We start from the raw sequence: 17,427 nt of genomic DNA, 5'->3' as shown, positions 1-17,427 counted from the left end.
GCCGTGTTGAGAACGATTTCCGATAAAGTGGTCGACGTCTCACGCCGCATGTCGTGTCAGTGCGCGGACCGGACCGCCGTCACCGGTACCAGCAGTCGTGATGGCGTATCGCCGCCCCAGTGGACCGTGGTCCGCCCGCGCGAGCCGCGTTCGTACGCTGCGGGTGCGTTCCCGGTCAGCGGATTTCGCGGCCACAACCACCGTCCCGCGACAACGAGTCGCAGTTGCTCGCCTCGGCGGAACAGGGTGGCGGACGGGCCGAGCGGAATGTCGACCGGCACGACCTCACCGGCGGCGAGTGGGCGCCTCTGCTCGTACGTGGCGACAGGCGCGGTGGGTGTCGACAGCCCGGGGTCGAGGTCACGCATGGAGGCTCGCATCCAGCCGGTGGTCACTCGGTCGCGGCCGAACCCGTACGAACCCTCGAACGGGACATACTCTGCGCCGCACCACTTCTCGATACCGACGTACAGGTCGACATCGTCCGCGTCGTCGACGGAGACGAACAGGCGTAGAGTTGCCGATCCGCAGATCTCGGTGTCGGCATCGAACGTGATTCCGAACCGCACTCCGGTCTTCGCCGGATCGAAGAAGATCGAACCGGTCTCGGGCGCATCGGGTGTGAGTCCGGAGTTGCCGAGGTGCAGCGATGTCCACTGCGTCGAGGCCGGTGGCCACTGGGACTCGTCGCGGACCTCGACCACCGAGTCCCGGCTGTGACGGACCTCGAGCCGGACGGTCGGCAACGCAGGCGCCGTGTCATCTGCGCGTAGATGTCGTGCCAGGAAGTCGATCTGGGATCGCTGCGCCTCGTCGGAGTAGAAAGTGGCCCATTTGCCGCTGCGGTGGGTGTACAGGTGTCGTTCGGTGGAGCTGATGTTCTCGAAGGCGCGCATCGATCCGCGGCTGTGGAGATTGTTGTCGGAGAAGCTTCCGCAGATCAGTGCCGGTACCTCGATGGCGGCCAGGTCGGGTACGAGAGAACGCCAGTAGTCGTCGCGGGTGGGATGTTCGGCGGACTCGGCGCCGATGTCGTAGGCCAGGCGGTTGCTCTTCACGCCCCGGCTCCACATCTTGACGAAGCCCGTCTCACGAATTCCACCGGGACGCAACAGATCCCGGTACGCATCGGAGAAACCCTCCCAGGGGACGATGGCGACCAGATGAGGGGGCCGGGTCGCCGCCGCCTTCCACTGGGTGATCGCGAGATACGAGACCCCCATCATCGCCACCCGGCCGGTGCTCCACGGCTGGATGCCGGCCCATTCGATGAGGTCGTGGACGTCCTCGCCCTCCTGGTCGGCGAAGGGGCGGCCGACGCCGTCGGAATGACCGCAGCCACGCAGGTCCGCGTTCACCACCGCATATCCCTGCGCGGTCCAGAACGCGGGATCCGGTGACTCCCAACTGGTCAGCGCAGAGAAGCGCACCGGCGCGGTCTGCCGGAGGGCGCGGTACTGGAACGGCAACGTGTAACCCCTGCCGAACCGCTTCCTCGTCGGGAGATTGTCCTTGCCGTACGGGTGCGCGCAGAGGACGACCGGAAACGGCCCATCGCCGACGGGGCGGTGGACGTTGGCCCGCAGCACTGTTCCGTCTCGTGTGCCGACCTCGACATCCCGCTCGACCACCAGGGACTGAGCATCGGGCTCGACGACCTCGACCGGCGGCCGGGCGATTCCACGCAGCCGCGTGAGTGCGTAGCGCCCGGCGCCCGGGCGGCGCCACGGTCGGTCGGGTGCCGCGGCGTCGGCCGACTGCGGGGCTGCCCCGGCGAACGGTGTACCGGCGCTGTCCCGCGCTGTCTCTGCCATGGGATACCTCGGAGGTGGTCGTTGCGGAAGGTTGTCTCACCATACGGTGAAACTCTGACGACGGGCAAGAGAAATTTCACGCTATGGTGAGACTCATGGCGAAGGCGGAGTCGAGAAACCGGGCGACACCCGGGCCGCGGGACGAGCGCGGGGTGCTCTCGGGCCGGATCCTGGCGGCGGCCCGCAACGCGTTCGCGACGACCGGTTGGTCTGGGACGACGATCCGTGGAGTCGCGCGGGACGCGGACGTCGATCACGCGCTGGTGTACCACTACTTCGGGTCCAAGGAAGGACTGCTCGACGCGTGCACGAACCCGCCCGCGGTGTGGCTCGAGGGGGTCGCCCGGACGTGGGAGGCGCCGCGCGACGAACTCGGGGCGACGCTGGTGCGCTACATGATGGACAGCTGGGCCGACGAGGAGATCGGACCGGTGCTTCGGGCGGTGCTGCAGACGGCCGCGCACGAGGAGTCCACCCGGGCCAAGCTCCGGATGATCGTCGAACGAAGCCTGATGGGTGTGTCGGGCCTGGGCGCCGACGACGAGGAGCGTCGCCTCCGCAGTGGCATGATCGCCACGCAGATCATGGGTTTCGCGATGATGCGGTACATCTGGGCCGTCGAACCGATGGCGTCGATGACGCCCGACGAGGCCGTCGGCGCGATCGCCCCGAATCTCCAGCGCTACATCGAGGGGGACCTGACCGGATGAGGGTCGTTCCCTGCCGGGTGTGAGCCGGCAGGGATTTCCGGTTCCTCCGTGGGTGCGCTACTCGACCAGTTTGCCGACGGTGGACACCTCGCCGATCAGGTCGGCAGATGTGAGCCCCAGGTGGCGGGTCTGTGAGTCACCACGCTGGTGCGTGTCCGACCGCCATGCGAACATGTGTTCTATGCACATCGAGCGGCGGGAGCGGCGCGACGCGTCGATCCTGCACGCCGATCTCGACTCCTTCTATGCGTCGGTCGAGCAGCGGGACAACCCTTCGCTCCGTGGTCGGCCCGTTCTCGTCGGCGGCGGTGTGGTCCTCGCCGCGAGCTATGAGGCCAAGGCCCGGGGTGTGCGGTCGCCGATGCCCGGCCACGAGGCGCGTGCGCTCTGCCCCGATGCGGTCGTGGTCGCCCCACGATTCGAGGCCTACATGGAGGCCAGCCGTGAGGTCTTCGACATCTTCCACGACACGACACCGGTGGTGGAGGGGATCTCGGTCGACGAGGCGTTCCTCGACGTCGGCGGGCTGGGTCGCATCAGCGGTACGCCACGCGACGTTGCGACGACGATCCGAAGCCGCGTCCGGGACGAGGTCGGACTGCCCATCACGGTCGGCGGCGCACGCAGCAAGTTCCTCGCCAAGGTCGCCAGTGCGGTGGGCAAACCCGACGGCCTGTTGATCGTCGAACCGGGAACCGAGCTCGACTTCCTCCATCCGCTTCCGGTCCGCAGGCTCTGGGGAGTCGGTCCGGTGACCGAGGCCAAGCTGCACGACGCCGGAGTCGAGACGGTGGGTCAGCTGGCCGAGTTGGGGGAGCGGTCGTTGCGCGGCATCGTCGGTTCAGGGGCCGGACGGCATCTCTTCGCCCTGTCGCTCGCCCAGGACCCGCGCCGGGTGGAAACCGGCAAGCGTCGCAGCTCGATCGGGTCGCAACGTGCGCTCGGCCGGCGCCCGAAATCCGAGGCCGACCTCGAGGCGACGGTCACCGCGATCGTCGAGCGTCTGGGCAAACGCCTCCGATCGGCCGAACGGGTCTGTCGGACAGTCATTCTGCGATTGCGCTTCGACGATTTCACCCGTGCCACCCGATCCCGGACGCTGCTGGAGCCGACCGACCGCACCCACATCGTCATGGCCTCGGCGCGCGGACTCCTCGCCGACGCCATGCCGATCATCCGCGAGCGCGGCTGCACCCTGGTCGGGCTGTCGCTGACCAACCTCGACGACCACGACAACATCCAGCTGGCCCTGCCCTTCGACACCGATCATGCCGAGGAACTCGACGCGACGATGGATCTCCTGCGCGACCGGTTCGGGCGCGATTCGGTCACCCGCGCGGTGCTGATCGGTCGCAACCACGGTGACGACGCGCCGATGCTGCCCGACTGAGGATTTCGTGGCAACAGAGCGCGCCATGTCCGCATGGTGACCACGCATCGCAGTCACGGATCGGGGGCGCGCGAAAAGCGCACAACGATTCTTATGCGCTCAAGCGTGACTGTGATGGCCGCTACGCCAACACTTCTGTTGTGACCACCGATGTGGTCGTCCTCACATCCGCTTCAGAAACGAGCAAGACAATGTTGGTAGCACTCGGCCTCGGGATGGTCGCCACCTTCATGGTGCTGATCATCACCAAGCGGGCGACGCCCGTCGTGGCGCTGATCCTCGTCCCCGTCGCATTCGGCCTGTTCGCCGGTGCCGGTCTCGACATCAGCGACATGATCACCGACGGCATCAAGGACCTCGCCCCGACGGCGGCGATGCTGTTCTTCGCGATCATCTTCTTCGGCATCATGATCGACGTCGGGCTCTTCGACCCGGTGGTTCGGGCGGTCGTCCGCGCGGTGCACGACGACCCGGCACGTCTGGTGGTCGGCACCGCGGTGCTTGCCGGCGTCGTATCCCTCGACGGTGACGGTTCGACGACCTTCATCATCACGACGGCCGCACTGCTGCCGCTCTATCTGAAGCTCGGTGTCAGCCCCGTCGTCCTCACCGTCGTCGCCGGACTCACCAACGGCACGATGAACATCCTGCCGTGGGGCGGTCCCACCGCCCGCGCCGCGAGCGCGCTGAACATCGACACCAACGATGTGTTCGTCCCGATGATCCCTGCGCTGGCGGCTGCCCTCGTCGTCGTGCTGCTCTTCGCGTACCACCTCGGTGTCCTCGAACGTCGCCGCATCGGCAAGCTGGAGATCAGGGACTCGCTGCTCGCCCCGAAGGAAGAGGTGCTGGTCGCCGCCGGTGGCGGAACCGGGTTGCCGCCCAGAGGTCGTCGGGCACGCGGTTCGGGTTCGGCGGGCACCGGCTCGGCCGGTCACGACGACGCCCCCACCGGTGACCACGACCTCCGCCGCCCCGTCGCGAACCCGGATGACGACGACCGCGACGCATCCTTCTCGGGCGTCCTCGACCCCAACCGGGAAACCCTGCGTCCCAAGCTCTTCTGGGTGAACGCCGGCCTCACCGTCGCCCTGCTGGCCATCCTCGGCGCCGACATCGTGGCCATCCCCGTACTGTTCATGGTCTTCGCCGGCATCGCCCTGGCCATCAACTTCCCGCACATCAAGCAGCAGCAGGAGGCCATCACCCGGCACAGCTCGAGCATCGTGTCGGTCGTCGCCATGGTCCTCGCCGCCGCCGTGCTCACCGGCGTCTTCAACGGCACCGGAATGGTCGATGCCATCGCACACTGGCTCGCCGACGGCATTCCCGACTGGATGGGCCCCCACATGGCCATCGTGATCGGCGTGCTGTCGATCCCGCTCACCTTCCTGATGAGCAACGACGCCTTCTACTACGGAGTGCTGCCCGTGCTGTCCGAGACCGCGACCCGCTACGGCATCGACCCCACGGAGATGGCCCGCGCGTCGATCACCGGTCAGACCGTGCACATGCAGAGCCCCCTCGTCCCGGCGATCCTGTTGCTGGTCGCGCTGGCCGGGGTCACCCTCGCCGACCATCACAAGAAGGTCTTGTGGCGGGCCACGGTCGTCTCCCTCGTGATGCTGGCCGTCGGAGTCCTGGTCGGGGCCGTCCCGTTCTGACCCGGCATCCGGTGACGAGGGTCCACCTCCACCCGCACGCGGCGATCCGTCCCCGACGGGTCGCCGTGTCGGCGCGCCCGCCATGCCCGACGACACAGCACTAGGCTGACGTCATGCGTTTGCGGACGCAGGTGCTGCTCCTGCAGCTGGCGGTGATAGCGGTCAGCCTCGTGGTCGGGTTCGGTCTGCTCATCGCCGGAGCCGACGACCGGGTGCGCGACGAGTATGCCCAGCGCGCGCTGGCGATCGCCCAGTCGGTCGCCGCCGACGCCGAGGTCCGCAGCGAGGTGGCCGCCCATCCCGGCACCCAGGTGGATGCGGCCGACCTGCTCGACGGACCCCTCCAGCGGCAGGCCGCGGCGGTGCGGGCCCGAACCGGGGCCCTGTTCGTCGTCATCGGCAACGATCGCGGCATTCGTCTCGCTCATCCGGAGGCGTCGGAGCTGGCCAAGACGGTCTCCACCGACCCGTCGAAGGTGCTGTCCGGATCGGACGAGGTCAACACCGACCGGGGCACCCTCGGTGAGTCGGTCCGCGCGAAGGTCCCGGTGCTGAGTGCAGACGGCACCGTCGTCGGGTTCATCAGCGTCGGGGTCTCCACCGAACGGCTCGGCTCCGAGACCCGGAGCGACATCATCGCGACCTCGCTCCTCGCACTCACGGCACTCGGCATCGGCGCAGTGGGTTCGGCACTGCTGGCCCGGCGCTGGCGTCGGCTCACCCTTGGATTGGAGTCCGACCAACTGGCCGAACTCGTCCGGGAGCAGGGTGCGGTGCTCCATTCGATGGCCGACGGCGTGCTCGCCGTCGATGCGGACGGCATCGTCCGGGTCGTCAACGACAGAGCACGCGGACTGCTCGACATCGATGCGCCTGTCGGCACCCCGGCCGCCGAACTCGGCCTCACTCCGCGGGTGGCCGCAGTCCTCGCCACGCCGACCGACGAGCCACTCGCCGCGAGTGTCGGCGAGCGGGTCGTCCTGGTGAGCTCACATCGCGTGCGCGCCGACGGACGCGACCTCGGCATGGTGCTGTCGGTGATCGACCGCACCGACGTCGAGGCGCTCAGCCGCGAGGTGGACTCGATCCGATCGATGAGCACCGCCCTGCGTGCGCAGCGCCACGAGACGGCCAACCGGATGCACGTACTCGCGGGCCTCCTCCGGCACGGGCACGCCGACGAGGCGCTCGCCTACCTGGACGAGGTCACCGGGACCGGGCCGGGAGGGCCCTTGCTCGCCGGGCTCGACAACGTGCGCGAACCACATCTGCACGCCTTCCTCGACGCCAAGGCGGCCCAGGCACGCGAACGCCGGGTCACCCTGCGGTTGGGTGACCAGACCTGGCTGCAGGGTTTCCTCACCGAGCCCGTCGTCGTCACCACCGTGCTCGGCAACCTCGTCGACAACGCCATCGAGGCTGCCGGTTCGGTCGATGCAGTCGGGCCCGGCCCCGCTACGGGCGAGGTCGAGGTCGAGGTGATCGCCGACGGCGACACCATCCTGGTCACCGTCGGGGACTCCGGGCCGGGCATCTCCTTCGACGAGCCGGACGACGTCTTCGCCGAGGGCGCCACGACCAAGTCGGGCGCGCTCGTCCCCGGCGGCCGCGGGATGGGCCTCGCCCTGGCCCGCCAGATCGCGCGTCGGATCGGTGGTGACGTGTGGGTCGCCGATGCGGGCGGGGCGGCTCACGACGGTGACGCGGGACCGCGCGGGGCCGTGTTCGTCGCTCGACTGCCGGGCGTCCTCGCGCCGACGGACGGTTCCGAGGCATTCGAAGGCCTCGACGAGTTCGGCGCCACCGCTGGATCGAACGACACCGACACGCCGGGAGGCCTCTCATGACCGATGACCTCGGCGTCCTGATCGTCGACGACGACTTCCGGGTCGCCGCACTGCATTCGATGATCGTCGACGCGGTGCGGGGGTTCACCGTCCGGGCGCGTGCGGGGAGCATCGGTGCCGCCCGGCAGGCGGTGGCCGAGCACCCCGACATCGATCTCGCGCTCCTCGATGTCTATCTGCCCGACGGTTCGGGCATCGACCTGGTCGCCGAGCTCGACTGCGACTGCTTCATCGTCGGCGCCGAGACCGACGCGTCAGCGGTGCGCACCGCGATGCGTGCCGGTGCGCTCGCCTACCTGATCAAACCCTTCGACGACGCCGACCTCGCGCGCCGCCTCGCCGGTTACGCCCAGTACCGGCGGGTGCTGGCGGGGGCGAACGTCGACCAGCACGCCGTCGACTCCGCGCTGTCGGCACTGCGCTTCGGCACCCGCGCCGCGGACCGTGCGGAGAGTGGCTCGTCGACCGAACAGCGCATCCTGGCGTTGTTCGACGCCGGTACGTCGTTGTTCGCCGACGACGTGTCCCGCGAGATCGGCATCGCGGCACCGACCGCGCGCCGGCACCTGGCGAACCTCGTCGCCGCCGGGCGCCTGACGATGTCGCTGCAGTACGGCACCACGGGCAGGCCGCGGCAGGAGTATCGGCTTCCCGGGGCGTGAGGCGCGGGGATCGTTCGGCACCGGTCACCGGCGTGGGCGCGAGGATTAGAGTGGTGACCCATGACAACGCATGTTCGAACCGGTGCCGAGAATCCGGATCTGATCACGGTGGGCGTCCCTACGCATTGGTACAACCTCGCGGCGGAGCTCGACACCCCGATCCCACCGCACCTGCATCCGGGCACCAAGGAGCCGGTCGGTCCCGACGATCTCGCCGCGCTGTTCCCGAGCGGACTCATCGCGCAGGAGGTCTCCACCGAGGCCTACATCGAGATCCCCGAGCCGGTGCGCGAGATCTACCGCATGTGGCGGCCGTCGCCGTTGATCCGCGCGCGCCGTTTCGAAGAGGCGCTGAACACCAAGGCGCGGATCTACGTGAAGTACGAGGGCGTGAGCCCGGTTGGCAGCCACAAAACCAATTCGGCTGTCGCACAGGCGTATTACAACAGCCTCGACGGCGTGACCAAACTGACCACGGAAACCGGGGCCGGTCAGTGGGGCAGCGCGCTGGCGTTCGCGGGCGCGCAGTTCGGCATCGATGTCGAGGTGTGGCAGGTCCGCGCCTCCTACAGCTCGAAGCCCTACCGGGGGTTCCTGATCCGCACCTACGGTGGCACCATCCACCCGAGTCCCTCGGAGCTGACCGAGTCGGGGCGTGCGATGCTCGCCAAGGATCCGAACACGACCGGGAGCCTCGGCATGGCCGTCAGTGAGGCCGTCGAGGTCGCCGCCGCGAATCCCGACACCCGGTACGCGCTGGGCAGCGTGCTCAACCATGTGGTGCTGCACCAGAGTGTGATCGGGCAGGAAGCCGTCGACCAGCTGAACTCTGTGGAGCCCGACGGCGCCGACGTCGTGTTCGGTTGCGCCGGGGGCGGTTCGAACCTCGCCGGGCTGTCGTTCCCGTTCCTGCGGGAGAAGCTGCACGGGCGCTCGAATCCGCGGGTCGTCGCCGCCGAGCCCGCCGCATGTCCGTCGATCACGCAGGGGGAGTACCGCTACGATCACGGCGATGTGGCCGGGTTGACACCCTTGCTCAAGATGCACACGCTCGGAATGGATTTCGTGCCCGATCCGATCCATGCCGGTGGTCTCCGCTACCACGGCATGGCCCCGGCTCTGAGTCACACGGTGGAGCTCGGACTGGTGCAGGGCGTCGCCATCTCCCAGCACGACGCGTTCACCGCGGGTGTGCAGTTCGCAAGGACCCAGGGCATCGTCCCGGCCCCGGAGTCGACGCACGCGATCGCGGCCTGCGCCGCGCACGTCGCCGACAGCGACAAGGAAGAGGTCGTCGTGATCGGGTTGTCGGGTCATGGACAGCTGGATCTGCCCGCCTACGCCGAGTTCCTCGAGGGCAACTTCTGAGTCGACCCGGCGCAGTGATCCCGGTGATGCGGACGGTCGGCGTCGACCTGTCCGCGTCACCGGCGAAAACTGCTGTCGCATGCGTGGATTGGTCTTCCGGCCGGGCGGTGCTGACCGAGCTCGTCGTGGGCGCGGACGACGCCGCGATCCGGCGCCGCACGGACGGGGCGACCCGGATCGGGATCGACTCGCCCTTCGGCTGGCCCGATGAGTTCGTCGACTTCGTCGTCGCGCATCACGGTAACCGGTTGTCGCCGGGGAGGGGGCTCGACGACATCGCTCGTCGTCGTCCACTTGCTTTGCGTCGCACCGATCTTCGGATCATCGACGACGGCGCGGGTCGCCCGCTCAGTGTGTCGGCCGACCAGATCGCGCATGTCGCGTTCCGATGCGCCGGCCTGCTCGCGGACCTGGGTGTCGACGACCGCGTCGACGGGTGGGCGGTCGAGGCGTATCCCGCCGGGGCACTCAAGCGCTGGGGACTGACCTCACGGGGATACAAACGTGCCGCCAACGCACCGGTTCTCGCCGACCTGGTGCTCGCCCTGCAGGCGGCGGCACCGTGGCTCGAACTCGGCGATCACGCCGAGCGGATGGCCCGCGACGACGACGCGTTCGACGCCGTGATCACCGCGCTGATCGCGCGCGCCGCAGAGCTCGGCCGGACCACGCGACCCGCCGCCGCCGACCGGCCGGTCGCCGCGCGGGAGGGTTGGATCCACGTTCCCACCGCCGAACTGGCAGACCTGATCTGAGTGGTGGCCTCGATCAGGCCAGCGACAACCGCATGAGCACGCGCGGGAACCCGGCGAGGACCGACGAGGTGTCGGCGGCCCGCACGAAGCCGGCCTTCTCGAACAGGCCGCGGGTCTCGACGTACGCCATCGTCAGATCGACTTTGGCGCCCTTGTTGTCGACGGGGTATCCCTCGATGGCCGGCGCCCCGTTCGATCGCGCGTAGTCGACGGCCCCGGCGAGCAGCGCGTGCGAGATTCCCTGTTTGCGATGGCCGGGGCGGACGCGGATGCACCAGACCGACCACACCGGGAGGTCGTCCACGTGTGGGATCTTCCGGTTCCGTGCGAAGGTCGTGTCCGCGCGCGGCGATACGGCCGCCCAACCGACGACCTCGCCCGCGTCGTCGTAGGCGAGCACACCCAGCGGAACACCGGTGTCGCACAACTCTTTGACGAACTCGCCACGCTGCTCGCGGACCAGCTGCTGATTCTGGGCGCTGGGAATGCGGTAGCTCAGGCACCAGCAGACGTTCGACGTCGGCTTCTTCGGACCGACCATCGTGGCGATGTCGTCGAAGTTCTCCGCGGGACGGACCTCGATGGGCATGCGTTCCAGCATCGTCGCCGCGCCGTGGGAGGGCAAGCCGCTACGCGCCTCTTCGTCAGTTGCCCGCCCCAGCGGCTGGGCCGGCCCCGAACACGGTCCGGTACCAGATGGCTGTGAGGATGTCGATGGCGGTGTCGTCGTCGGGGACGGGTCCGGCCTCGTCCCCGCGGACCGCGAGCCAGGTCCAGCAGGTGGACTCGAGGGTCGCGACGAGGGCGGACGCGAGCGGCTCGAGCGGGAGTCCGACCGCGTAGCCCGCGCGTTCGGCGCCGCGCAGTCCGGACAGCACCTGTTTGACGCCGGACACCCGGTTGGCGTGCCATCGGGCGCGGAAGTCGTCGTCGAGCATCGACATCTGGAACAGCCCGATGATCTCGGGCAGGTACTTCTTGTAGGTCGTCCAGTACGCGGTCACGGCCGCGCGGACGCTCGCCTCCGGGTCGGTGTGTCTGGTCGCGAGCGATTGCTCGACCACTTCCTCGGAGAACTGGTCGAGGAGGGCTTCGAGCAACCGATCTTTGCTGTCGTAATAGTTGTAGAACGAACCCGTCGAACGTCCCGCGGCCGCGGAGATGTCGGCGATCTTGGTGTTCAGGTAGCCCTTTTCGGCGAACGTCCGACGCGCCGCGTCGAGAAGCGCGGCCTCGGTCTGGCGTCCCTTGTTGGTCGGCGGCACCGTGAGCTCCTTCCACGCACCGGTTCCTCATCGAACCACGTGGTCCGACGGTCGCGGCACGTGGATCTCGAACGAGTGTGACCCTTGTCATCCCCTGAAACTGAATCTAGCATCAGAAAATCGTAGAGACAGGAGTTCGGCATGGAATCGTTCATCCAGCACCGCAAGGGGCGCACGCCTCGGCAGGTGCACCGAGATGTCGACGACCTGAAAGACGATGAGCTCGGTCGGTATGGATTCACCGGCCGCACGGCGCACCTGTACCGCCGCAACGACCCGACGCAGTTCCGCGCGGTGGGCACCCACACCGGCGTCGACCGGATCGTCACCGACCTCACACCCACCGATCAGTCCGACCCCGCCGGCGAACCGCTCCTGATGTTCCACAACGAGGACTGCCGAATCTCGTTGAGTCGTCGAAACGAATCCGCTCCCTTCTGGTTTCGGCCCGTCGACGGTGACGAACTCGTCTTCGTCCACGAGGGCGCCGGATACTTCGAGACCGAGTTCGGCCGACTGCCCTACCGCCCCGGTGATTACGTGTACATCCCGAAGGGATGCACCTACCGCCAGATACCCAATGGCCCGTCGCTGCTGCTCATCATCGAGGCCGTCGACGAGTTCCGGGTCCCCGAGCCAGGCGTCCTCGGCAGGTTCTTTCCGTTTGATTCGTCGCTCGTCGTCGTTCCCGAAGCCGAGGCTTTCGACGGTGACGGTCGAGACGAGTACGAGGTCCGTTTCCGCCAGCGTGAGGGGCAGACCTCGCTGTTCTACCCCTTCCATCCGCTCGACGTAGAGGGTTGGCGCGGAGACAATTTCCCGTTTGCCTTCAACATCGAGGACTACGACGTCATCACCTCCGAGACCGTGCACCTACCGCCGACGGTCCATCTGTTCATGCAGGCGACCGGGGTGTACGTGATGAACTTCCTGCCGCGCCCGGCCGAGGCGCGCAAGGGCGCCGAACGACTGCCCTGGTACCACCGCAACACCGACTTCGACGAGATCGCATTCTTCCACGGCGGCAGCATGTTCGGTGTCGGCATGCCGCCGGGGCTGATCTCCCACGCACCCCAGGGCATGCACCACGGCATCCCCGAGCGGGCGCGGGAACGGTCCCGTCGCAAGTTCGACGAGTTCGATCGGGTGGAATGGCAGGTGATCTCGATCGACACGCGTCGTCGACTCATCGCCGCACCGACGATGCTCGTCTCCGCCCTGCCTGACGCCGCTCAGTCCGGCGAGGGGTCGCGAGTATGAGCACCGCTACCGACCCGACCCGGCATGAATACGACCGCATCCCCTATCTGGTTGTCTTCGACGACCTCTCGGCATACCAGGACACCTATGGCGGGGTCACCGAGAGCGTGGTTCTCGAGAGCTACCTGCTCCGGCCCAAGGGTGTGCCGTCGAAGAACGTCATCGTCTTCATGCATCCGATCGGGGGCGGGGCCTACCTGCCGATGACCAATGCGCTCGCCCGCGCCGGCCATCACGTCATCTACTGCAACAGCCGGTATCGCGGCGTCGACAGTGCGTTGATCATGGAGAAGGTCGTACAGGACCTCGGTGCCTGTGTACGGGATGCGCGCGAACGGCTGGGCTACGAGAAGGTGATCCTCGCCGGTTGGAGCGGTGGTGGGGCGCTGTCGCTCTACTACCAGCAGCAGGCCCAGCACGCGACGGTGACCGAGACGCCTGCCGGTGAATCGCCCGACCTGACCGCCCTCGACCTGCCCGCCGCGGACGGCATGATGTTGCTCGCCGCGCACGTGTCGCGACACGGAACCCTGACCGAGTGGATGGATCCGTCGATTCTCGACGAGTCGGATCCGCACCACCGCGACCCGGAGCTGGATCTGTACGATCCGTCGAATCCGAATCAACCGCCGTATTCGGCGGAGTTCCTCGACCGGTACCGCGCTGCGCAGATCGCGCGCAACCGCCGGATCACCGCCTGGGTCAAGGAACAACTCGCCGACCTCCGCGATCACGGCGAACCGCTGATGGAGCGCGGGTTCATCGTCCACGGAACGATGGCCGATCCGCGGTGGCTGGATCTCACCGTCGACCCCAACGACCGCGAGCTCGGTTGCTACCTGGGCGATCCGCGGATCGTGAACATGGGTCCCGTCGGCCTCGCCCGGTTCACCACCCTGCGAAGCTGGTTGTCGCAGTGGAGTTTCGATGACGCCTACGGCGACGGCCCGCGCTGCGCGGCCGACCTCGCGATCCCGACACTGGTCATCGGCAACTCCGCCGACAATGCGTGCACGCCGAGCCACACGCATCGGTTGTTCGACGCCGTCGGTCATCCCGACAATACGCTGCACACCATAGTCGGTGCGACGCACTACTACTCGGGGCGCGAACAGATCCCGCACCTGAAGGAGGCGGTCGCGATCATCACGGAGTGGCTGGCAGAACGGTCGTGGGCTCAGTGACGTCGGGGCCTCTGGAAACCGCCCGCCGGGAGGCACTCGGCGACACATCGCAGACTGTCCGTTCCTGACGGGCGGAAGTAAGTCCTCTTCGTACTTCTCGACACCGGTGTGGTGTTCGACGCTGTCCAACTCGAGCGCGAGGCGCTGTCCGACCACCAGGTCGATCCAACCGACCCCGGGTACCCGATGCTGGACAGCGACCCGCAGTCCGGCACTCTACGAGCCGTAGTCGAGCCGCGGTCTCGGTTCCCGACGCGGCGAGGCGATTGGTCTTGCCGATCGCGCGCCGGATGAACATCGGCGCGTCGTCGAATTCGGCACGGAGGCGTTCGGGTGTGATCTTGCCGCTGTTGAGCGCGGAGTCGCAGAGAATGACGAAACCCTCGACGTCGAAACACCGGGCGGCATACTGCAGTGCTGTCGCCACATCGTCGACGGCGCCGACCACTTCCGGATCGGCGGTGGGAGTGCGGTACCACCCATGCCGGATGGACGTGAGCCTGCCGGAACGGTGGGCATCTCGGATCGACGCGGTGGTCTCACCTGCGGCGAGGAGCTGGTGGGTGGCGACCACGCCGCCGAACCGCTCGATGAGCTCGTCGAAGTCCATGCGAGACAGTGTCGATCATGTCGCCGGTCAGCAATGGGGCCGGCGGCGCTGTGGACAACTGCATCGCGATCTGAAAACCACCCCTGGAAAACGGAGACCCCGCAGCGCGTTGCCGGGTCGGGCCCACCGGGCGGTTTTCAGAGACGAGTGGCTCAGTCCAGCAGCTTTTTCTGCACCTTGCCCATCGCATTGCGCGGAAGGGACTCGACGAACCGGATCTCGCGCGGCCGTTTGTGATTCGACAACTCGCCGGCGACGAACTCGATGAGTTCGGTGTCGGCGACCTCGTCGCCGACGACATAGGCGACGATGCGCTGTCCCAGGTAGTCGTCGGGTACGCCGATCACGGCCACCTCGCGGACCGCCGGGTGGGCGAGCAGCACGGTCTCGATCTCACCGGCTCCGATGCGGAACCCGCCGGACTTGATGAGGTCGGTCGCACGTCGGCCGACGATCCGGTGCATCCCGTCCGCGCCGATGACGGCGACGTCCCCGGTCGCGAAAAATCCGTCGGGAAGCCATGATTCGGCGGTGGCATCCGGGCGATTGAGATACCCCGACGCCAACATCGGCCCACGGACGTGGAGATCGCCGACGCTCTCGCCGTCGTGCGGTAGTGGCTCGCCGTTGTCCAGGAGTCGGGTTTCCACATGGGCGAGAGGCACTCCCACCCACCCGGGGCGTCGTTCCCCGTCGACGCGGGTACTGACGGTGATCAGCGTCTCGGTCATGCCGTAGCGCTCGACGATCTGGTGCCCGGTGAGTTCGCGTATGCGGTCGAAGACCGGAACGGGTAGCGGGGCGCTTCCCGACACGAGCACCCGGGCCGACGAGAGCAACTGCGCGGCAGCAGGTTCGGCGGCGACGCGGTTCCAGACCGTCGGCACCCCGAAGAACATGCTCGCGCCTGCACCAGCAGCGGCGGCGTATGCGTCGGCCGTCGGCGTGACGGTGTGGATCAGTCGCCCACCGCGCCGCAGCGGGCCGAGGACCCCCAGGATCAGTCCGTGGACGTGGAACAGCGGAAGGCCATGCGCCAGAGTGTCGTCGGCTGTCCACAGCCAGGCGTCGGCGAGTGCATCGAGCCCCTCGGCGATGCTCTGGCGGGTGATCGGCACGCCCTTGGGGAGGCCGGTCGTTCCGGACGTGTAGAGGATCAGCGCCGTCGAGTCGGCGTGCGGTTCGGGGTGTCGGTGCCACGATTTCGCGTACCGCCGGACCGGGATGACCGGCAGGGTCGGCTCGGCCGGGGCCTGCCCGAGCCAGGCCTGGGCGCCGGAATCGGCGAGGATGTGCTCGAACTCGCGCGGACCCGAGTCGGGCGGAACGGGGACGACCGGGACTCCGGCGATCAGGGCGCCGACCACCGCGAGCACGGTTTCCACGGTCGGCGTGGCCAGGACTGCGACGGTGCGCGCGCCGGCGATCCGTTCGGCCACCGCGGTCGCCGCCCCGACCAGGTCTTCGCGCGACAGCTTGTCGTCGCCGACGCGGATCACGGCAGGGTCGTCCGGCGCGGTGGGGGTCAGGGTGGGCAGCAGCACGTCTTCACTGTGCCACGGCGGGGCGATTCTCCCCGTCACCTGCACTGATCGTCGAGGTCACGCGGCGTGCGCCGACTGCCGAGCCGTCGCCCCACGGCGCCGCACCCGCGTCCGCTGAGGCTCCGGTGGCATGATCTCGTCCACACGCAGTGACCGATCGGGGGTTGGCAACGATGTCCACGCGATTTCACCTGAGCACCATGCGCCCGCGGGACCCGGCCGAACCGGGTCGGGCCGCGAGCACGCTCGAGCTGTTTTTCGATCTGGTCTTCGTGGTGGCGGTGAGTATCGCGGCGGTCCAGCTGCATCACGCACTGACCGAGGACCACATCGTCGACGGTGTGGTGTCGTACGCCTTCGTGTTCTTCGCCATCTGGTGGGCGTGGATGAACTTCACCTGGTTCGCGACGTCGTTCGGCACCGACGACTGGCTCTATCGGGTCCTGACCTTCGTGCAGATGGCGGGCGTGCTGGTGTTGGCCGCGGGGATCGAGCCCGCCTTCGTCGACCACGAGTTCGGGCTGGTGGTCGTCGGTTACGTGATCATGCGCGTCGCGATGGTCGCCCAGTGGCTGCGCGCTTCCGGCTCGGCCGGTGACCGTCGCCGGACGACCCAGATCTACGCTGCCGGGATCGCGCTCGTCCAGGTTCTCTGGCTGCTCTGGCTGCTCGTCCCGTCGGGTGCCGCGGCGACGGTCGGGTTCGTGGTGCTCGTCGGTGCCGAGCTCGCGGTGCCCGTGATCGCCGAACGGCAGGGGAACACACCGTGGCACCCGCACCACATCACCGAGAGGTACGGCCTGTTCACGCTCATCCTGCTCGGCGAGAGTCTGCTGGCCTCGTCGAACGCGATCATCGAGGCGCTGCACAGTGAGCAGGAACTCGCGCCACTCATCTCGATCGCGATCCTCACGTTCATCGCGACCGCCGCGCTGTGGTGGATCTACTTCTGGCCCCCGCACCACCGGGCCATCGGCGGGATGCTCGCCGATTCACTCCGATACGGATACGTGCACTACTTCGTCTTCGCCGCGGCGGGTGCGTTCTCGGCCGGGATCGAAGTCGAGATCGACGTCTTGACGCACCACAGTGAGCTCACCGAGACCCAGGCGTCGTTCACCGTGACGATCCCCATCGCGGTCTTCATCATCGGCATCTGGTGGATCGCCCTGCGCGCCAATGCCGATCGCGTGGTCAACACCGTGGTCCCGGTGGGCGCGCTGCTCGTGCTGCTCGACCCGGTCATCCCGGTTCCGTTCGCGTTGACCGCGGTGTTCCTCATCGCGATCGTCGTCGTGCTGGTCCTGCGGCCGCCGCTGAGCGTGGAAGGCGGCGCGCACGGGTGAACTGACGC

The 17,427-nt window shown here is 68.0% G+C and carries 14 protein-coding genes; 10 read left to right on the top strand and 4 right to left on the bottom strand.

All coding sequences use genetic code 11. The features are described 5' to 3' along the window. Positions 1-56 precede the first annotated feature (56 nt). Positions 57-1,814, bottom strand: coding sequence for a CocE/NonD family hydrolase (locus MHN80_RS18850; protein WP_239402988.1), 1,758 nt, complete (start codon positions 1,812-1,814; stop codon positions 57-59). Between the two features lie 95 nt (positions 1,815-1,909). On the opposite strand from MHN80_RS18850, the gene MHN80_RS18845 reads away from it, so the two are divergent. The 7 genes from MHN80_RS18845 (at position 1,910) to MHN80_RS18815 (ending at position 10,210) form a co-directional block, all read left to right on the top strand. Then, positions 1,910-2,524, top strand: a complete 615-nt coding sequence (locus MHN80_RS18845; protein ID WP_239402987.1) for a TetR family transcriptional regulator — start codon at positions 1,910-1,912, stop codon at positions 2,522-2,524. A gap of 181 nt (positions 2,525-2,705) precedes the next feature. Further along, the gene (gene dinB, locus MHN80_RS18840) at positions 2,706-3,914 is read left to right on the top strand and encodes a DNA polymerase IV (protein ID WP_239402986.1); all 1,209 of its coding nucleotides are present in this window, start codon (positions 2,706-2,708) and stop codon (positions 3,912-3,914) included. Between the two features lie 59 nt (positions 3,915-3,973). Further along, the gene (locus MHN80_RS18835; RefSeq protein WP_082931966.1) at positions 3,974-5,578 is read left to right on the top strand and encodes a CitMHS family transporter; all 1,605 of its coding nucleotides are present in this window, start codon (positions 3,974-3,976) and stop codon (positions 5,576-5,578) included. 113 nt (positions 5,579-5,691) lie between these two features. Then, positions 5,692-7,425 carry a sensor histidine kinase gene (locus tag MHN80_RS18830; RefSeq protein ID WP_239402985.1) on the top strand — a complete coding sequence of 578 codons (1,734 nt, stop codon included), beginning with the start codon at positions 5,692-5,694 and terminating at the stop codon, positions 7,423-7,425. Beyond that, a complete protein-coding gene (locus MHN80_RS18825; protein WP_239402984.1) occupies positions 7,422-8,087 on the top strand; it encodes a response regulator in 666 nt (221 codons plus the stop codon). The genes MHN80_RS18830 and MHN80_RS18825 overlap by 4 nt, the downstream gene beginning before the upstream one ends. Before the next feature lie 60 nt (positions 8,088-8,147). Next, positions 8,148-9,455, top strand: coding sequence for a TrpB-like pyridoxal phosphate-dependent enzyme (locus MHN80_RS18820; RefSeq protein ID WP_239402983.1), 1,308 nt, complete (start codon positions 8,148-8,150; stop codon positions 9,453-9,455). Between the two features lie 26 nt (positions 9,456-9,481). Next, the gene (locus MHN80_RS18815) at positions 9,482-10,210 is read left to right on the top strand and encodes a DUF429 domain-containing protein (RefSeq protein WP_180819540.1); all 729 of its coding nucleotides are present in this window, start codon (positions 9,482-9,484) and stop codon (positions 10,208-10,210) included. A gap of 13 nt (positions 10,211-10,223) precedes the next feature. On the opposite strand, the gene MHN80_RS18810 is transcribed toward MHN80_RS18815, so the two are convergent. After that, the gene (locus MHN80_RS18810) at positions 10,224-10,799 is read right to left on the bottom strand and encodes a GNAT family N-acetyltransferase (protein WP_239402982.1); all 576 of its coding nucleotides are present in this window, start codon (positions 10,797-10,799) and stop codon (positions 10,224-10,226) included. A gap of 55 nt (positions 10,800-10,854) precedes the next feature. Continuing rightward, entirely contained in the window at positions 10,855-11,475 is a 621-nt protein-coding gene (locus MHN80_RS18805; RefSeq protein WP_239402981.1) for a TetR/AcrR family transcriptional regulator, read from the bottom strand. Between the two features lie 141 nt (positions 11,476-11,616). Here MHN80_RS18805 and MHN80_RS18800 point away from each other — a divergent pair, with 141 nt between their 5' ends. Together MHN80_RS18800 and MHN80_RS18795 are read left to right on the top strand one after the other, a co-directional pair. Next, positions 11,617-12,735 carry a homogentisate 1,2-dioxygenase gene (locus MHN80_RS18800; RefSeq protein ID WP_239402980.1) on the top strand — a complete coding sequence of 373 codons (1,119 nt, stop codon included), beginning with the start codon at positions 11,617-11,619 and terminating at the stop codon, positions 12,733-12,735. Further along, positions 12,732-13,919, top strand: a complete 1,188-nt coding sequence (locus MHN80_RS18795; RefSeq protein ID WP_239402979.1) for an alpha/beta fold hydrolase — start codon at positions 12,732-12,734, stop codon at positions 13,917-13,919. Before MHN80_RS18800 ends, MHN80_RS18795 begins: the two co-directional genes overlap by 4 nt. A gap of 762 nt (positions 13,920-14,681) precedes the next feature. On the opposite strand, the gene MHN80_RS18790 is transcribed toward MHN80_RS18795, so the two are convergent. Then, entirely contained in the window at positions 14,682-16,073 is a 1,392-nt protein-coding gene (locus tag MHN80_RS18790) for an acyl-CoA synthetase (RefSeq protein ID WP_239402978.1), read from the bottom strand. 173 nt (positions 16,074-16,246) lie between these two features. Between MHN80_RS18790 and MHN80_RS18785 the strand changes: the two genes are divergently transcribed. Further along, a complete protein-coding gene (locus tag MHN80_RS18785; RefSeq protein WP_239402977.1) occupies positions 16,247-17,419 on the top strand; it encodes a low temperature requirement protein A in 1,173 nt (390 codons plus the stop codon). The last annotated feature ends 8 nt before the right edge of the window (positions 17,420-17,427 follow it).

It is taken from the genome of Gordonia sp. McavH-238-E, from assembly GCF_022348225.1.
In the GTDB taxonomy this organism is placed as follows: Bacteria; Actinomycetota; Actinomycetes; order Mycobacteriales; family Mycobacteriaceae; genus Gordonia; species Gordonia terrae.
This window is presented reverse-complemented; position numbering and strand designations above follow the sequence as displayed.